The organism is Sinomonas atrocyanea, from assembly GCF_030812675.1.
In the GTDB taxonomy this organism is placed as follows: domain Bacteria; phylum Actinomycetota; class Actinomycetes; order Actinomycetales; family Micrococcaceae; genus Sinomonas; species Sinomonas atrocyanea_B.
The window spans coordinates 97,670-114,585 of the sequence record NZ_JAUSTE010000001.1; the positions used below are offsets into that span (position 1 = coordinate 97,670).

The window sequence follows — 16,916 nt, forward strand, 5'->3', positions numbered from 1 at the left end:
CCCAGTCCGGCCTCCTGCAGGCCGCCCGGCCGAGCAGGACGACACCCAGGGACACAAGGGCGCCGGACATGCGGCGGGGAGCGAAAGGCGTGGAACAGGTCGTGAGTGGCGCGCGGACCATGAGGCGGAGGGAACTGCTCCAGGCAGCGGCGGCGGCGGTCCTCCTGACCGGGTGCACGCCCTCGCCCAATCCCAAGCCCTCGCCCAGCGCGAGCGGCTCTGCCGCCCCGAACGCGTCCTTCACCTTCGCCACGCCGGCTCCGCCGATCGCACTCGACCCCGCCGTCACCGCCGACATCGAGTCGTGGCGCGTCACGCGCCAGGTCCTCGAATGCCTCGTCACCAGCGATCCCGACACGGGGGCCCCCGCCCCGTCCCTCGCGACCGCGTGGACGCAGAGCGCAGACCTCCTCTCGTGGACGTTCACGCTCCGGGAGGACGTTACCTTCCACGACGGGACCCCGTTCAATGCGGCCGCCGTGAAGGCCAACTTCGACCGCTGGTACGCGTTCTCGCCGCAGTTCCGTTCGAATCACACGGGGCTCGCCTTCACGGCAGTGTTCAAGGCACACTCCGACCAGGCCTCCCTGTCGCTCTACAAGCGGTGCACGGTGCTCGGCGAGCACGAGGTCCGCATCGAGCTCACGCAGCCGCTCACGAGCTTCCTCGCCGCGATGACCACCCCAGCCTTCGCCATCTCCTCGCCCGCCGCGCTCAAGGCCAGCACCGCCGACGTCGAGGACCAGCCCTGGTCGGGGACGAAGATCTCCCGCTACGCCCAGCACCCCGTGGGCACCGGTCCGTTCCGGTTCCGGCAGTGGACCAAGGACTCGGTGGTCCTCGACTCCTCCCCCACCTACTGGGGGGCGCGCGGCCAGATCGCCCAGCTCACCCTCGTCGTCTACGACACGCCACAGGCGCGGCTGCAGGCGCTTCTGGCCGGAACCATCGACGGCTACGACGCGGTGACTGTCGAGAACATCGAGACCCTCGTGCGCAAGGGCCTGCAGGTGGTGCGACGCGACCCGTTCTCGGTCATGTACCTGGGGATGAACCAGGCCGTGCCGCTCCTGCAGAACGACAAGGTGCGCCAGGCCATCGCGATGGGCATCAACAAGGACGCAGTCATCAAGCCGTTCTTCCTCGAGGACACGAAGGCCGCCTCCCAGTTCGTGCCGCCGAAGCTCAGCGGCTTCAACGCCTCAGGCGGCTTCCCGTCCTACGATCCGGAGAAGGCCAAGCGGCTACTGAGCGAGGCCGGCTACAAGGGCGAGGAGCTGCCCTTCTACTACCCGCTCAACGTCACGCGGCTCTACCTGCCGGACCCCGAGAAGGTCTACGCCGAGCTCTCCGCCCAGCTGACGCTGCTCGGCCTGAACATCAAGCCGGTCCCCGTCGACTGGGAGGACGGGTACCTGCAGAAGGTCACGACGGCGGGCGACCACGCCTTCCACCTGCTGGGCCGCTACGGGAGCTACAGCGACCCCGACGACTTCCTCGCACCCCTCTTCGGTGCGAAGAACGGCGAGTTCGGGTTCTTCGACGCACAGATCTTCAGCAAGATCGAACGCGCCCGGGGACTGCCGGACGGCAACGACCGGACGCAGGCCTACCAGAACATCAACGGCCAGATCGGCTCAAGCGCCCCTGCAGTGCCGATCGCCTACCCGATCTCCGCGGTGGCGGTGTCCGCACGGGTGGCGACCTACCCGGCGTCGCCCGTCCTCAACGAGACGTTCAACCACGTGACCCTCACACCGGGCGCGTAGGCGCACCGAAAAAATGTGGTGAGGGGTCTTGACTGTGACCCTCCGGGGATTTAGCGATCCGGGCGGGCGGGGGATATTCTGCCTCTGGTCCATTTGTGCAGGGAGACTTCAGTGACCTTCATTTCCACCACCCGATCTGCCGATGTCGTTCTGGTCGGCGGGGGCATCATGAGCGCCACCCTTGGCGCTTTCCTCAAGAAGCTCGAACCGAGCTGGAACATCGTGCTCTTCGAGCGCCTCGACGAGGTGGGGCTCGAAAGCTCGGACCCCTGGAACAACGCCGGGACGGGGCACTCCGCGTACTGCGAGCTCAACTACACGCCTCAGGCCAAGGACGGCTCGGTGAACCCCGCGAAGGCGCTGGGGATCAACGAGGGCTTCCAGCTCTCGCGCCAGTTCTGGTCCCACCTCGTGGGCGACGGCAGCATCTCGGACCCGTCCGGGTTCATCCACAACGTGCCGCACATGAGCTTCGTCATCGGCGACGCCCACGCGGACTTCCTCCGCACGCGCTACGAGGCGCTCCACCCGAACCCCCTCTTCTCCACCATGGAGTACAGCGAGGACCCGGCCCAGATCGCCGCATGGGCCCCGCTGATCATGGAGGGCCGCGGCGCCGGGCGCGTCGCGGCGACCCGAGTGGCCGAGGGCACCGACGTCGACTTCGGCCAGCTCACCCGTGAGCTGGTCCACTTCCTCGCCGGCAACGGCGTCGAGGTGAACTACGGCACCGACGTGTCCGGCCTCGAGCGCGCCCGGGGCGGCTGGAACGTCTCGACGCGGCACAAGGCCTCGGGCGAGCGCGGCAGCATCCACGCCAAGTTCGTCTTCGTCGGCGCCGGCGGCGGAGCGCTCCACCTCCTCCAGGACTCCGGCATCGCCGAGAGCAAGGGGTACGGCGGGTTCCCCGTCTCCGGCCAGTTCCTGCGCAGCACCGACGAGTCGGTCGCGCTGCGGCACGACGCCAAGGTCTACGGCCAGGCCTCGGTCGGGGCGCCGCCGATGTCCGTTCCGCACCTGGACACGCGCTACGTCAACGGCAAGCGCTCGCTGCTGTTCGGCCCGTACGCCGGCTTCTCCACGAACTTCCTCAAGAACGGCTCCCTCTGGGACCTCCCGCTCTCCATCCGGCCCGGCAACATCATCCCGATGCTCGCGGTCGCGAAGGACAACATGGACCTCACGGCCTACCTCGTCAAGGAGGTCGCCAAGGGCCACGAGAAGAAGATCGAGGCGCTGCGGGAGTACTACCCCGACGCCTCGGCGGAAGGCTGGGAGCTCATCACGGCGGGCCAGCGCGTGCAGATCATCAAGAAGGACCAGGCCAAGGGCGGCGTCCTCCAGTTCGGCACCGAGGTGATCACCTCGCGGGACGGCTCGATCGGCGCACTCCTCGGCGCCTCCCCCGGCGCGTCGACGGCCGTGCCGATCATGCTCGAGCTCATGCAGCGCGCGTTCCCGAAGAACTTCAAGGGCTGGGAGCCGAAGCTGAGCGAGATGATGCCCGGGTACGGCATCAAGCTCAACGACCACCCGGACCTCGCCGCCGAGATCGCCGCGAGCACCTCGGCAGCCCTCGGGCTCGCGGCCCCGGCCCACTAGGCCAGCGTCCGTTTCCGGCCCGCGTCCTCTCGCCTGAGGACGCGGGCCCTTTCGCTACCAGTCCACGACTCCCGGCCACCGTCCCCGGAACGGCCGGCCTCATGTGAAAGGGCCACCGATGTTCCGGCTCGCCCGCCTGTCCATGGCGAACAGGGCGCTCATCGCGCTCATCATGGTCTTCGCCTCGGTCTTCGGGGTCATCACGGCGACGAGCCTCAAGCAGGAGCTCATCCCGTCCATCGAGTTCCCCCAGCTCACCGTGGTCACCTCGATGGCCGGCGCCTCGCCGGATGTGGTGGACAAGCAGATCGGCCAGCCACTGGAGAAGTCGCTCCAGGCCGTCGAGGGGCTTGAGAGCAGCGCCTCGACGTCCCGCACCGGCGTCTCGACGATCCGGCTCTCGTTCCAGTACGGGACCAATCTGGACCGCGCGCGGAACCAGATCGACCGCGCCATCTCCAACGTCAAGTCCCAGCTTCCCGCCGACGCCTCCCCCAACACGCTCGCCGGGAGCATCAGCGACTTCCCGATCGTCTTCATCGCCGCCTCCTCGGACAGGCCGCTCAGCCAGCTGGACACCCAGCTCATCCAGCAGGCCGTGCCGAAGCTCACGAAGATCGACGGCGTGCGCAGCGTGGACGTGACCGGAGGCGCCACGCAGCACCTCCAGATCCAGCCGGACCCGGCCGCGATGGCGGGCCGCGGCGTCGACATCGCCTCGATCCGCACGGCCCTGCAGAACAACGGCGCCCTCGTGCCGATCGGGACGGTCACCGACCAGGGGAAGTCCCTCTCGCTCCAGGCCGGCAGCCCGGTCGACTCCACCGACGCCGTCAAGTCGCTGCCGCTCACCGGGGCGAAGCAGCCGACGACGATCGGCGACGTCGCAGCCGTGGCCATCGAGGACGATGCCCCGACGTCGATCACCCGGACCGATGGCAAGCCGACCCTCGCCCTGTCCGTGACGAAGAAGCCCGACGGGGACACCGTGGCGATCTCCCACGCGGTGCGCGACGCCCTCCCCCAGCTGGCCTCAGACCTCGGCTCGAACGCGAAGCTCACCACGGTGTTCGACCAGGCACCGTTCATCGAGAAGTCGATCCGGGACCTGACCACCGAGGGCGCCCTCGGCCTCGGCTTCGCGGTCCTGACCATCCTCGTCTTCCTGCTCTCGGTCCGCTCGACCCTCGTCACCGCGGTCTCGATCCCGCTCTCGCTCCTCATCACGTTCATCGGGCTGTTCGCCGCCGGGTACTCGCTGAACATCCTCACCCTGGGCGCGCTCACGATCGCCATCGGCCGCGTCGTGGACGACTCGATCGTGGTCATCGAGAACATCAAGAGGCACCTGAGCTACGGCGAGGAGAAGACGACGGCGATCCTCAACGCCGTGCGCGAGGTCGCCGGCGCCGTGACCGCCTCCACGCTCACCACGGTGGCCGTCTTCCTCCCGATCGCCTTCGTCGGGAACCTCGCCGGAGAGCTGTTCCGTCCCTTCGCGCTCACCGTCACGATCGCGCTGCTGGCCTCGCTCGTCGTCGCCCTCACGATCGTGCCCGTGCTCGCGTACTGGTTCCTCGGCCACCGGGCCGCGGCAGCGCGGGACCGGGCCGAGATCGAGGCGGCGGCCCACGAGAAGGAGCGGCGCAGCGCCCTGCAGCGCGGCTACCTCCCAGTCCTCCACGCCACCCAGCGGCGGCCCGTCGTCACGCTCGTGGCCGGCGCGCTCCTCCTCGTGGGCACCTTCGCCCTCGCGCCGCTCCTGCCCACCAACCTGCTCGGGAACACCGGCCAGAACAACTTCACCGTCACCCAGAAGCTCGCTCCCGGCACGAGCCTGGACGCGACGAGCGCCGCGGCGGCCAAGGTGGAGGACGCGCTCAAGGGCGTGGGCGGGATCCAGACCGTCCAGGTGACGATCGGAAACTCGACGACCGGCTTCAGCGCCTTCCTGTCCTCTGGCGCCTCGAACGCCACCTTCACGGTGATCACGGACGAGTCCAAGGACCAGGTGGCGCTGCAGCAGCAGGTGCGCGACGCCGTCGGCCGCCTCTCCGGGGTCGGCACGGTGTCGGTGGGGAGCCAGCAGAGCGGTTTCGGCACGGCCTCGACCGTCGATGTGACCGTCAAGGCGCCCGACTCGTCCTCGCTCGCGAAGGCCAACGACGCGGTTGTGGCGGCACTCAAGGACGTCCCCGGCGCGACAGACGTGACGAGCAACCTCGCGGCGGCCCAGCCGGTGGTCCAGGTCAAGGTGGACCGCGCGAAGGCTGCGGCAGCCGGCCTGAACGAGCAGCAGATCAGCACCGCGCTGGCCGCGACGGTGAGCCCGATTCCGGCCGGAACGGTCCGTTTCGACACGACCGACTACCCCGTGCGGATCGGCAAGGGCACGCAGTTCCAGAGCATCGGAGCCGTCCGCGCCATCCCGATCCCCGGCGCGCCGGGCGGCCTCACGCTGGGCCAGATCGCCTCCGTGGAGGCCGTGGACGTCCCGGTGACCGTCACCAGCACCGCGGGGCAGCGCACCGCGACCGTCTCCGTGACGCCCGGCGACGCGAACCTCGGCTCGGTGAGCGGCGAGGTGTCCAAGCGGGTGGGCGCGCTGGCGCTCGACGGTGGGGCGACCGCGTCGGTGGGCGGTGCCGCGAGCCAGCAGGCGCAGTCGTTCCAGCAGCTCGGCCTCGCGCTGCTCGCCGCGATCGCGATCGTGTACGTGATCATGGTCGCGGCGTTCAAGAGCCTGCTCCAGCCGCTCGTCCTCCTGGTGTCGGTGCCGTTCGCCGCGACCGGGGCGATCCTGCTGCTCCTGGTGACCCGGATCCCGCTCGGGCTGCCCTCGCTCATCGGCCTGCTCATGCTCGTGGGCATCGTCGTGACGAACGCCATTGTGCTCATCGACCTCATCAACCAGTACCGCCGCCCGCAGGGGGGACGCCCGGCCCTGCCGCTCGCAGAGGCCATCGAGCAGGGCGCGCGCCAGCGGCTCCGCCCGATCCTCATGACGGCCCTCGCGACCATCTTCGCCCTGACCCCCATGGCACTGGGCCTCACGGGCGGCGGCGGGTTCATCGCCCAGCCGCTCGCCGTCGTGGTGATCGGCGGGCTCGTCTCCTCCACCGCGCTCACGCTCGTGCTGGTCCCGGTCCTGTACCGGCTCGTGGAGGGCGGCCTCGAGCGGCGGAGGCTGCTGCGCGACCTCAAGCGCACTCCCCTGCCCGAGCCGACGGAGGAGGAGGACGCCGCCGAGCCCGAGGGCGACTGGACCACCGGTGCCGTTCCCCGGGTCAGCGGGCGGCGCGCTGCGAAGGACTGATCCCCGGCCGCGGGAATGTCCGGCGGCGGCCCCCCGTTGAGATAGATGCAAATGCATTGATCTAGCCGGGCGACCGCCGCCCGGGCCCGATGAAAGGTCGTTTCATGCAGTTCGGCATCTTCAGCGTCGGCGACGTCACCCTCGACCCCACGACGGGCCACCTGCCCACCGAGGGCGAGCGGATCCAGGCGATCGTCAAGATCGCCAAGCACGCCGAGGAGGTGGGCCTCGACGTCTTCGCGACCGGCGAGCACCACAACCCGCCGTTCTACCCGAGCTCCCCCACCACGCTGCTGGGCTACATCGGCGCGCAGACCGAGAAGCTCATCCTCTCCACCACCACGACGCTCATCACCACCAACGACCCGGTGAAGATCGCCGAGGACTTCGGCATGCTGCAGCACCTCGTGGGCGGCCGCACCGACCTCGTGCTGGGGCGCGGCAACACCGCCCCCGTCTACCCCTGGTTCGGCAAGAACCCCCAGGACTCCCTCGAGCTGACGATCGAGAACTACGCGCTCCTGCGCCGCCTCTGGGACGAGGAGGTGGTCACCTGGAGCGGGAAGTTCCGCACCCCGCTGCACAGCTTCACGGCAACCCCCCGCCCGCTCGACGGCGTGGCCCCCTTCGTGTGGCACGGCTCGATCCGCACCCCGCAGATCGCCGAGCTCGCCGCCTACTACGGGGACGGATTCTTCGCCAACAACATCTTCTGGCCGAAGGAGCACTACATCCGGCTCATCAACCTGTACCGCGAGCGGTTCGAGCACTACGGCCACGGCAAGGCGCACCAGGCGATCGTGGGCCTCGGCGGACAGTTCTTCATCCGGCCGAACTCCCAGGACGCCAAGCGCGAGTTCCGGCCCTACTTCGACAACGCCCCCGTGTACGGCCACGGCCCCTCGATGGAGGACTTCACCGCCCAGACCCCGCTGACCGTGGGCAGCCCGGCCGAGTTCGTCGAGAAGACGCTGGCCTTCCGCGACTACTTCGGCGACTACCAGCGCCAGCTGTTCCTCGTGGACCACGCCGGACTGCCGCTCAAGACCGTCCTCGAGCAGCTCGACCTCCTCGGCGAGGTGCTCCCGGAGCTCCGGGCGGGCTTCGCGGAAGGGCGCCCCGCGGACGTCCCGGAGGCCCCGACGCACGCGGCACGGGTGGCGGCACGGCGCGCCGAGGAGTCCGCGGCCGGCGAGGCCATGGCAGAGGCTGCGGCCCAGTGACCGCCCAGACGCCCGCCCCCCGGGGCCCTGCCCCCTCGGTCCGCGAGGTGTCCGAGGCCTGGGAGTCCCTCTTCCGCGCCCAGGTCGCGGTGATGCGCCGGCTCCAGCGCGATCCGGCGTTCCGGACGCTCGGCATCAGCAGCTACGACGTGCTCTTCACCCTCAGCCGGTGCGAGGGGCGCGGACTCCGGCTCAACGAGCTCAACGACCACGTGCTCCTGGCACAGTCGAGCCTCTCCCGCCTCGTGGAGCGGCTCGAGCGGCAGGGGCTCGTGGCACGGGAGAGCACCCCCGCTGACGGCCGCGGCGTCGTCGTCCGCCTCACCGGGGAAGGCGCCCGCGTCCAGCGGGAGGTGGGACGCGCCCACGTGCGGGAAATCAACCGGATCATGGGAGGGGCGCTCGACGCCGGCGACCTCGCCTCGCTGCGGGACCTCACCACGCGCGTGCGCGAGCACGTCGTGGCCGAGCACCCGCTCTGAGGCCGACGGCGGCGGGCCGGCTCAGTTGACGCCGCCGGCTGCCGCCGGCGGCAGGGCCGCTCAGCCGAGCGCCACGAGCGCGGCGGGATCCTCGGCGGGCAGGTCGGCGGCCTCGGCCGTGACGGTGAGCCGGTTGAGCGTGAGCCGTCCCCCGACGGTCGAGAGGAACGCCGTGTCCGAGGAGTCCCGTCCGGCCGTGATCCGCAGCATCGAGGTGCGCGGCGCCAGCCCGGTGGCATCGAGCACGTGCCACGCGCCGTCGACGAACGCCTCCGCGACCGCGTGGAAGTCCATGGGCCGCAGGCCCGGGGCGTAGACGGCGGCGAGCCTGGCGGGGACGTCCTTGGCACGCAGGAGGGCGATCGCCAGGTGGGCGAAGTCCCGGCAGACGCCCCGGCGGTGCAGGAGCGTCTCGACGGCCCCGTCGGTCCCCCGCGAGGCCCCGCTGACATAGGCGAGCTGGGCATTGACCCAGTCCCGCACGGCCTGGACGAGCTCGAGCCCGGCGAGCGAGCCGAAGTGCGCGTACGAGGTGGGCAGGAGGCGGTCGCTCTCCGCATAGCGGCTGGGGCGGACGTAGCGGATGAGCTCCATCTCGTCGACCGGCTCAGGGTCGGCAGTCCCCCCGACCACCGCGCGGTAGTCGACCTCCACCTCCGTGGGCTCGGCGAGCTCGAGGACGTGGAACCGGCCCCCGTGGCCGTCGAGGAGCTCCCGAGGTTCCACCGCACGGCCTCCGGCCGTCACCACGAGCTCCTCCTCGAACGAGCTGTAGCCGGGGACGCGGGCCACGGCAATGGCCATGGCCAGCTTGGTCTGCGGCGCGGTCGTGAACTTCAGGTGGGCACCGACGGTGCGCTGCATGGGGCTCCAGGAGGGCTAGGACTGCGTGAAGGCCAGCGACATGATCATGCGCTGCGCGTCGGCGAAGTCGCCCGAGTCGCGGACGTAGGCCGACGCCTGAGCAAGGCTATCGAATGAGGACAGCGGCGCAACCTGGGCCTGGGGCGATGGGGGGACCACCTCGACGGTGTCCGCGAACGAGTACCCGCCGATCCCGGCCGGCCCGGGGACGATGTTGACGAGGCGGCAGGCCTTCCCGTCCTGGGCCGAGGTGGCGAGGGCCGTGAGCCCGAACGAGCCGAAGTACTTGTAGCCCTGGATGACCCGGAACACGAAGCGCGGGGTGATGACGGCGGGGCCGTCCGCGAACGGCACCGTGACGGGGACGCTGTTCAGCACGGAGTAGGGCTTGGCCTGCGCCGGGTCGCACGGCGCGGACGTGGGGACGGGCAGGCCGGTCTGGAGGGCCGCGACGAAGGTGCCGTCCCCCTTCTTGACCTCGATGTGCAGCGAACCCGGCGCGGCACCGGCGGCCGGGCCTGTGCTCTGGACGATCCAGTCCGCGGGCAGCTCGAACCTGACCTTCTTCGCCGGATCCGTGTAGGTCTTCCAGGTGGCGCTCGTGGCGCCGGGCGACGGCGTTCCCGCGCCGGTCGCGGTCGCGGAGCCGCTCGGGGTGGGGCCCCCTGCGCTCGGGCCGCCCGGCGCGGCAGAGGCCGTCCCGGCACTCGGCACACCAGTCCAGACGGGGGCGCCGGCGCCGGCGCCGCAGCCGGCGAGGAGCACGGCGACGGCGAGCGCCGCGGCTCCGCGGAGAGCACGCACGCCCCCCGCCCTGCGAGCGCCTGCCTCGACGGCCTGCGGGGAACTGCGCGGCGGCTCTGGACTGCTGGCGGCGACCATGGTCCAACCCTAGCGAAGCCGCGCTCCCGTAGGCTGTCGCCATGCCCGATGAGCACCGCCCCGCTGTCCGCCCGGAGGCGCCGGCAGCGGCCCGGCCCGCCACCGCTCCGCTCCCCCACGAGGTGGCCGACTGGCGCCTGCGCGTCTTCTCGCTGTACGAGCGCGTCCGGGCGGCGGCACCCCGCGAGGGCCACGAGCTGTGGCGGCGCGGGCGCGACGACCTGTTCGCGGCCCATCCCGCATCGCCCCTGCCTCAGCACCGCTGTGGAGGCTTCCGCGGCCTGCCCGTCGCCCCCTACGACCGTGCCTACCGCTTCGACGCACCGCTCCTGCCCGAGGGGGCAGGGCAGGAGCGGCGCGTCGCGACCGGCACCGACGGCGTCGTCACGTTCGTCCGCATCGGCACCTTCGAGCTGCCCGGCCTCGGCAGCCTTGCCGCGTGGGAGCACACCGGGTACGGTGGCGGGCTGTTCGTGCCGTTCCGCGACGCCACGGCGGGCCGGCCCGGCGGTTCCTACGGGGCGGGGCGGTACCTCCTCGACTCCATCAAGGGTGCCTTCCTCGGCACGGGCCACGTCGGCGCGGCCGGGCGGGCCGACACCACCGGCGGTGTCACGTACACCTTGGACTTCAATTTCGCCTACAACCCGAGCTGCGCGTACGACGAGGCCTGGGCATGCCCGCTGCCCGGCCCCGAGAACCGGCTGGAGGCGGAGATACCGGTCGGCGAGCTTGCCCCGTCGGAATCGTGAGCTCCCAGGAGCCGTGAGCCCCCCAAGGTCCGGGTTCCGGCACCGGCCGCGACCGCCGCGCCGGGAGCCCGAGGTGATGCTGGCGAGCCGATCTCGCTGACCGCGGCGGCACCTTAGCAGCACCCATGGACGTTCCCGCCGGTTGACACCCGGCTGTGACGCCTGCCATAGTGTGGGGCGTGAACCTGTCAGACAGCCTTACACGCGGACAGCAGGACAGCGCAACGCCGCGCCGCCCGCTCGTCCGCGTGAGCGCCGCGGAGGCTGTCCTGGCGGACCTCCGCACCGACATCGAGGCGGGCTCCGTGCCCGTGGGCGGGAAGCTCCCCTCGGAGGCCGCCCTGGCCGCTCGCTACGGCGTCAGCCGGTCGGTCGTGCGCGAGGCCCTCCGCTCGTGCGCGGCGCTCGGCCTCACCCAGACGCACACCGGCAAGGGAACGTTCGTCGTCTCCGCACGCGCCACCGGAGACCTCGTGCTGGGCCGCTACTCGGCCCGCGACCTCACCGAGGCCCGCCCGCACATCGAGGTGCCCGCCGCCGGGCTGGCCGCCCTGCGGCGCACCGAGGAGGACCTCGCAACCCTCAAGGGCATCGTCGCCGAGACTGCCGCCGAGGACGACCCGGCGGCCCGCGTGGCGCTCGAGGCGGTCTTCCACGGCACCATCGCCAAGGCCAGCGGGAACCGCGTCTTCGAGGACGTCCTCTCCGACCTGCGCGAGGCGCTGGCCCACCAGTCCGAGACCCTCAACCTCCTCGCGGACCGCCAGGCCGCCTCCGACCGCGAACACGAGGAGATCCTCGAGGCCATCGAGGCCGGTTCCGTGGAGCGGGCCGAGGCCGCGATGGCCAGGCACCTCGCCGCCGTCGACGAAGCTGTCGAACGGCTCGGCCAGCGGTGACCGTTCCGCCCGCCGCCGGGGCGCCCTGATCCCGACCGCCCCTGACAGTCCCCCTACCCCGACCCCCAAGCGAGCCATGACCTCCTCTGCCCCCTCGTCCATGCACAGCTCTGCCGCAGCCCCCGCAGCGGCGGCCCCTGCGCTTCCCGTCCACGTCCCGCTGGCCGTCCAGATCCGCGGCGCGGCTGTCGAGGGCGTGCACTACGGGACCGTCGCCGCCACGGACGGCGAGGGTGCGCTGCTCTGGGGTGCGGGCAGCCCCGAGGCCCCGTTCTTCCCCCGCTCCGCCCTCAAGCCGCTCCAGGCGGTCGCGCTGGTCCGCGCCGGGCTCTCCCTGCCCGATGAGCTGCTGGCCCTCGCGGCAGCGAGCCATTCGGGCGGCGCCGCGCACCGCGAGGGCACCCGGCGGATCCTCTCGCTCCACGGCCTCGATGAGACGGTGCTCGAGAACACGACCGACCTGCCCTACGGGGTCCGCGAGCGCGAGGAGTGGATCGCCGCGGGCGGCCATGCCGACCGCGTGTGCCAGAACTGCTCCGGCAAGCACGCCGCCATGGCGGCGGTGTGCATCCTCAATGACTGGCCCACCGCGGGCTACCTCGTGCCGACGCATCCCCTCCAGCGGCTCATTGCCGCCACCGTGGCGGACCTGACGGGCGAGGAGCCCGCCGGCTGGACCACCGACGGCTGCGGCACCCCGCTGCCGGCGGTCAGCCTGGTCGGCATGGCCCGCGCCTACGGCAGGATCGCGCGCGCCGCCGCGGACGGAAGCGAGTGCCCGGAGGCCGCCGTCGGCCGAGCCATGAGCCTCCACCCGGCGATGGTGGCCGGCGACGGGAGGGACGTCACCGCCCTCATGCACGCGGTGCCTGGCGCCGTGGCGAAGGACGGCTTCGAGGGCGTCCAGCTCGTGGGCCTGCCCGACGGGCGCGCAGTCGGGGTCAAGGTCTCCGACGGCGGAGACCGCGCCCGCATGCCGATCGCCGTGCGCGCCCTCGCCGCGCTGGGGCTGCCGGAGGCCCGCGAGGGCGGCCCGCTCGCGGCCCTCGCGACGCAGCCCGTGCTCGGTGGGGGCCGTCGCGTCGGCGTCCTCACCGCGCTCGACGACGCCCTCCCGCCCGCCGCGGTCTAGTCACCGCGGCGCAGCGCATCCCCCTTCCCCGCACGTTCTCCTCCTCCTGCCAGACCAGACCCGCCAGACCAGACCCCGCCCTGCCAGAAAGGCACCACCATGGCCTCCCCCACCACCGCCGCAGAAGACGCCGCGGTCGCACGCGACGACCAGTCGGGCCCCACGGGCGCCGAGCTCGGCCCGGACGTGCCCGAGGGCTTCCGTTCCGAGCACGACCTGCTGGGCGACCGGCTCGTCCCCGATCAGGCGTACTGGGGCGTGCACACCCTCCGCGCCGTGGAGAACTTCCCCATCACGGGGCGCCGGCTCTCCACCAACCCCCATCTCGTGCGGGGGCTCGCCGCGGTCAAGCTCGCGGCCGCCCGGGCCAACCGCGAACTCGGACTGCTCGACGGCGAGCGGTCCGACGCGATCGAGGCCGCCTGCCAGGAGATCCTCAGCGGCTCGCTCCTCGAGGAATTCGTCGTGGACGTCATCCAGGGCGGCGCCGGCACGTCGTCGAACATGAACGCCAATGAGGTCATCGCCAACCGCGCCCTCGAGGTCCTGGGACGGCGCAAGGGCGACTACGCGGCCCTGCACCCCAACGACCACGTCAACCTCAGCCAGTCGACCAACGACGTCTACCCCACCGCGGTGCGCGTCGCGACGGTGTTCGGCATCGAGGACCTCCTCGCGGCGCTCGTTGCGCTCGAGGACGCCTTCGCCGCGAAGGCGGACGAGTTCCGCACGGTCGTCAAGATGGGGCGCACCCAGCTCCAGGACGCGGTCCCCATGACCCTGGGCCAGGAATTCGGGACCTACGCCGTGACCATCGGCGAAGACCGCGAGCGCCTGCGCGAGGCCTCCGGCCTGATCCACGAGATCAATCTCGGGGCCACAGCCATCGGCACCGGCCTCAACGCCCCCGCCGGCTACGCCGAGGCCGCCTGCCGGCACCTCGGCGAGGTCACGGGACTGCCGCTCGTGACCGCCGTCGACCTCATCGAGGCCACCCAGGACATGGGCGCCTTCGTCCACCTCTCCGGCGTGCTCAAGCGGGTTGCTGTCAAGCTCTCCAAGATCTGCAACGACCTCCGGCTGCTCTCCTCGGGGCCGCGCGCCGGGCTCGCCGAGATCACCCTGCCGGCGGTCCAGTCCGGTTCCTCGATCATGCCGGGCAAGATCAACCCGGTGATCCCGGAGGTGGTCAACCAGGTCGCGTTCGAGGTGATCGGCAACGACGTCACCATCACCATGGCGGCCGAAGGCGGGCAGCTGCAGCTCAACGCCTTCGAGCCGATCATCGTCCACAGCCTGCATGAGAGCATCACCCACCTCACGGCCGCGTGCCACACGCTCGCGGACCGCTGCGTGAGCGGCATCACCGCCAACGTCGAGCGGCTGCGCACCACCGTCGAGCAGTCCATTGGGCTCGTCACCGCGCTCAACCCGTATCTCGGGTACGCTCAGGCGACTGCCATCGCCCAGGAGGCCCTCGCGAGCGGCCGCGGAGTCGCCGAGCTCGTCCTCGAGCGCGGGCTCCTCACGGCAGACCGTCTCGACGAGCTCCTCCGCCCGGAGCGGCTCGCCAACCTCGGCGCCTGAGCGCGCCCCACCGTCCAGGGCGCTTTCCGCCACCGCCCGTCAGCACCCCCACGCTCCCCTCGCACCCTTTCCCACCCCGGAACGTCCCCCTGACACCGAAAGGGACCCATGTCCTCCTCACAGCCCCAGCCTCCCAGCAGCCCGGAAGTCGCCGACCATCTCGAGGACCACGGCCATGCCCATGTGGCTGACCATGTGATCCATGCCGAAGATGCCGGCTACCACAAGGGCCTCAAGGCACGCCAGATCCAGATGATCGCCATCGGCGGCGCGATCGGCACCGGCCTGTTCCTCGGCGCCGGCGGCCGGCTCGCCGCGGCCGGCCCCTCGCTCGTGTTCGCGTACGCGATCTGCGGCGCGTTCGTCTTCCTCATCCTCCGGGCCCTCGGCGAGCTGGTCCTCCACCGGCCCTCGTCCGGCTCGTTCGTCTCCTACGCCCGCGAGTTCTTCGGCGAGAAGGCCGCCTACATCTCCGGCTGGTTCTACTGGATCAACTGGGCCATGACCACGATCGTGGACACCACCGCCGCGGCCCTCTACATGCACTTCTTCGGCAAGTACGTCCCGTGGATCTCCTCGGTGCCCCAGTGGGCCTGGGCCCTGATCGCCCTCGTGCTCGTGCTGACCCTGAACCTCGTCTCGGTGAAGGTGTTCGGCGAGATGGAGTTCTGGTTCGCCCTGATCAAGGTCGCGGCCCTGCTCGCCTTCCTCGCCCTCGGCATCTACTTCGTCCTCTTCGGCACCCCGACCGGCGCGACCACCGGCCTCTCCCTCATCTCCGACCACGGCGGCCTCTTCCCCATGGGCCTCGCCCCGATGATCCTGCTGATGCAGGGTGTCGTGTTCGCCTACGCCTCGGTCGAGCTCGTCGGCACGGCCGCCGGCGAGACCCAGAACCCGGAGAAGATCATGCCCCGCGCCATCAACTCTGTCGTGGTGCGCATCGCCGTCTTCTACGTCGGCTCCGTGATCCTGCTCTCGCTGCTGCTGCCCTACACGGCGTACCAGAAGGGCGTCAGCCCCTTCGTGACGTTCTTCGGCTCCATCGGAGTCCAGGGCGTGGACGTGATCATGAACCTCGTGGTCCTCACCGCGGCCCTCTCCTCCCTCAACGCCGGCCTCTACTCCACCGGACGCATCCTGCGCTCCATGGCCGCTGCCGGCTCCGCCCCGAAGTTCGCCCTGCGCATGAACAAGGCCGGCGTCCCCTACGGCGGCATCGCGATCACCGCGGTGGTCTCGCTCCTGGGCGTCCCGCTGAACTACCTCGTCCCCGCCGATGCCTTCGAGATCGTCCTCAACGTCGCCTCCGTCGGCATCATCTCCACGTGGTTCACGATCGTGGTCTGCCAGATCCAGCTCCACCGCTGGGCCAAGAAGGGCTGGACGGAGCGCCCCGCGTTCCGCATGCCCGGCGCCCCCTACACCGGCTACGTCACGCTCGTGTTCCTCGTCGCCGTCTTCATCATGGTGCTCGTCGACTCCCCGTGGACGCTCCTGGCCACCGCCGTGGCCTGCGTCCTCATGGTCCTCGGCTGGTACGCCTCCCGGGAGCGGATCCACGAGATCGCCGCTGCCCGGGACGGGTTCACCGGCGCGGCCCCCGTCGTCGCCAACCGGACCCGGCGCGGCTAGCCACGCCGCACCCGAGGCGATGGCCGACGACGGCGCCGCACCGCGCCGTCGTCGGCCCGCCTCTTTCGGGGGGGCCTCGCCTCCGGGCACCCCCGCGACGGCGGACCCCACGACGGGCCCCACGTGGGAAGGGTCACACCGACGGCACAGCACAGCCACAGCGCAGCGTGAAAGGGTGAAGGGCATGGAGAATCCGCAGACCCCGCCCGAGGCCACTGTGGACCACTCCGGCCCGGCCAGCGCCAGGGGCCTGCGCAGGGCGGTCCGGGCCATGCTTCCCGCGTCCCTGCCGAGGCTATGGCCCCTGCGCCCCGGCTGGTCGCTGCGGAAGAGCTGGCGTGTGCCCGTGGTCCGCCAGCTCACGCGGTTCACCGGGGTCGGCGTCGTCTGCACGCTCAGCTCGCTCGCCCTCTATGCGCTGTGCCGTCCATGGCTGGGGGCGCAGACCGCGAACGCGGTGGCCCTCATCATCACCTCGGTGATGAACACGTCCCTCAACCGCCGCTTCACCTTCTTGGTCCGCGGCACCGCGAAGCTCGCCCAGGACCACCTCAACGGCCTCGTGGCCCTCGCCGTCGCCCTGCTGCTCACCGCGGGGAGCCTCGAGGGCCTGCGCTGGGTGGAGCCTAACGCCGGCGTCGTGGCAGAGCTCTGGACCACGACCATCGCCGGGTGGGTGGCGACCGCGGTCCGCTTCAGCCTCCTGCGCCACTGGATCTTCCGCCGCGCCCGCAACGCCTGAGGCCCGGCGGCCGGGCCCGAGTGCCGCTGCG

Annotated in this window: 13 protein-coding genes; 11 read left to right on the plus strand and 2 right to left on the minus strand. The window is 71.3% G+C overall.

From position 1 onward, the window contains the following. Positions 1–119 precede the first annotated feature (119 nt). The 5 genes from J2W20_RS00475 to J2W20_RS00495 all read left to right on the plus strand — a co-directional run bounded on the left by J2W20_RS00475 (position 120) and on the right by J2W20_RS00495 (position 8,392). Positions 120–1,769: an ABC transporter substrate-binding protein gene (locus J2W20_RS00475; protein ID WP_307003633.1), complete on the plus strand. Its 1,650-nt coding sequence runs from the start codon at positions 120–122 to the stop codon at positions 1,767–1,769. A 111-nt stretch (positions 1,770–1,880) separates the two neighbouring features. Then, the gene (locus J2W20_RS00480) at positions 1,881–3,371 is read left to right on the plus strand and encodes a malate:quinone oxidoreductase (protein ID WP_307003634.1); all 1,491 of its coding nucleotides are present in this window, start codon (positions 1,881–1,883) and stop codon (positions 3,369–3,371) included. 118 nt (positions 3,372–3,489) lie between these two features. After that, positions 3,490–6,687: an efflux RND transporter permease subunit gene (locus tag J2W20_RS00485; RefSeq protein ID WP_307003635.1), complete on the plus strand. Its 3,198-nt coding sequence runs from the start codon at positions 3,490–3,492 to the stop codon at positions 6,685–6,687. A gap of 104 nt (positions 6,688–6,791) precedes the next feature. Continuing rightward, complete coding sequence (locus J2W20_RS00490; RefSeq protein ID WP_307003637.1) at positions 6,792–7,910, plus strand: CE1758 family FMN-dependent luciferase-like monooxygenase; 1,119 nt, start codon at positions 6,792–6,794, stop codon at positions 7,908–7,910. Next, positions 7,907–8,392, plus strand: a complete 486-nt coding sequence (locus J2W20_RS00495; RefSeq protein ID WP_307003638.1) for a MarR family winged helix-turn-helix transcriptional regulator — start codon at positions 7,907–7,909, stop codon at positions 8,390–8,392. The genes J2W20_RS00490 and J2W20_RS00495 overlap by 4 nt, the downstream gene beginning before the upstream one ends. Positions 8,393–8,452: 60 nt before the next feature. On the opposite strand, the gene J2W20_RS00500 is transcribed toward J2W20_RS00495, so the two are convergent. Next, complete coding sequence (locus tag J2W20_RS00500; RefSeq protein ID WP_307003640.1) at positions 8,453–9,256, minus strand: transglutaminase-like domain-containing protein; 804 nt, start codon at positions 9,254–9,256, stop codon at positions 8,453–8,455. A 15-nt stretch (positions 9,257–9,271) separates the two neighbouring features. Then, positions 9,272–10,060, minus strand: coding sequence for a hypothetical protein (locus tag J2W20_RS00505; RefSeq protein ID WP_307003642.1), 789 nt, complete (start codon positions 10,058–10,060; stop codon positions 9,272–9,274). 119 nt (positions 10,061–10,179) lie between these two features. On the opposite strand from J2W20_RS00505, the gene J2W20_RS00510 reads away from it, so the two are divergent. From J2W20_RS00510 to J2W20_RS00535, 6 genes are all read left to right on the plus strand, one after another. After that, positions 10,180–10,890 (plus strand): DUF1684 domain-containing protein, encoded by a 711-nt coding sequence (locus tag J2W20_RS00510; protein WP_307003643.1) that lies wholly within the window; start codon positions 10,180–10,182, stop codon positions 10,888–10,890. A gap of 179 nt (positions 10,891–11,069) precedes the next feature. Next, the gene (locus tag J2W20_RS00515) at positions 11,070–11,789 is read left to right on the plus strand and encodes a FadR/GntR family transcriptional regulator (RefSeq protein WP_307003645.1); all 720 of its coding nucleotides are present in this window, start codon (positions 11,070–11,072) and stop codon (positions 11,787–11,789) included. Positions 11,790–11,865: 76 nt separating this feature from the next. Next, complete coding sequence (locus J2W20_RS00520) at positions 11,866–12,921, plus strand: asparaginase (RefSeq protein WP_307003647.1); 1,056 nt, start codon at positions 11,866–11,868, stop codon at positions 12,919–12,921. 99 nt (positions 12,922–13,020) lie between these two features. Beyond that, positions 13,021–14,508 (plus strand): aspartate ammonia-lyase, encoded by a 1,488-nt coding sequence (locus J2W20_RS00525; protein WP_307003648.1) that lies wholly within the window; start codon positions 13,021–13,023, stop codon positions 14,506–14,508. Positions 14,509–14,616: 108 nt separating this feature from the next. After that, entirely contained in the window at positions 14,617–16,143 is a 1,527-nt protein-coding gene (locus J2W20_RS00530; protein ID WP_307003649.1) for an amino acid permease, read from the plus strand. Positions 16,144–16,327: 184 nt separating this feature from the next. After that, positions 16,328–16,885, plus strand: coding sequence for a GtrA family protein (locus tag J2W20_RS00535; RefSeq protein ID WP_307003651.1), 558 nt, complete (start codon positions 16,328–16,330; stop codon positions 16,883–16,885). Positions 16,886–16,916: the final 31 nt, after the last annotated feature.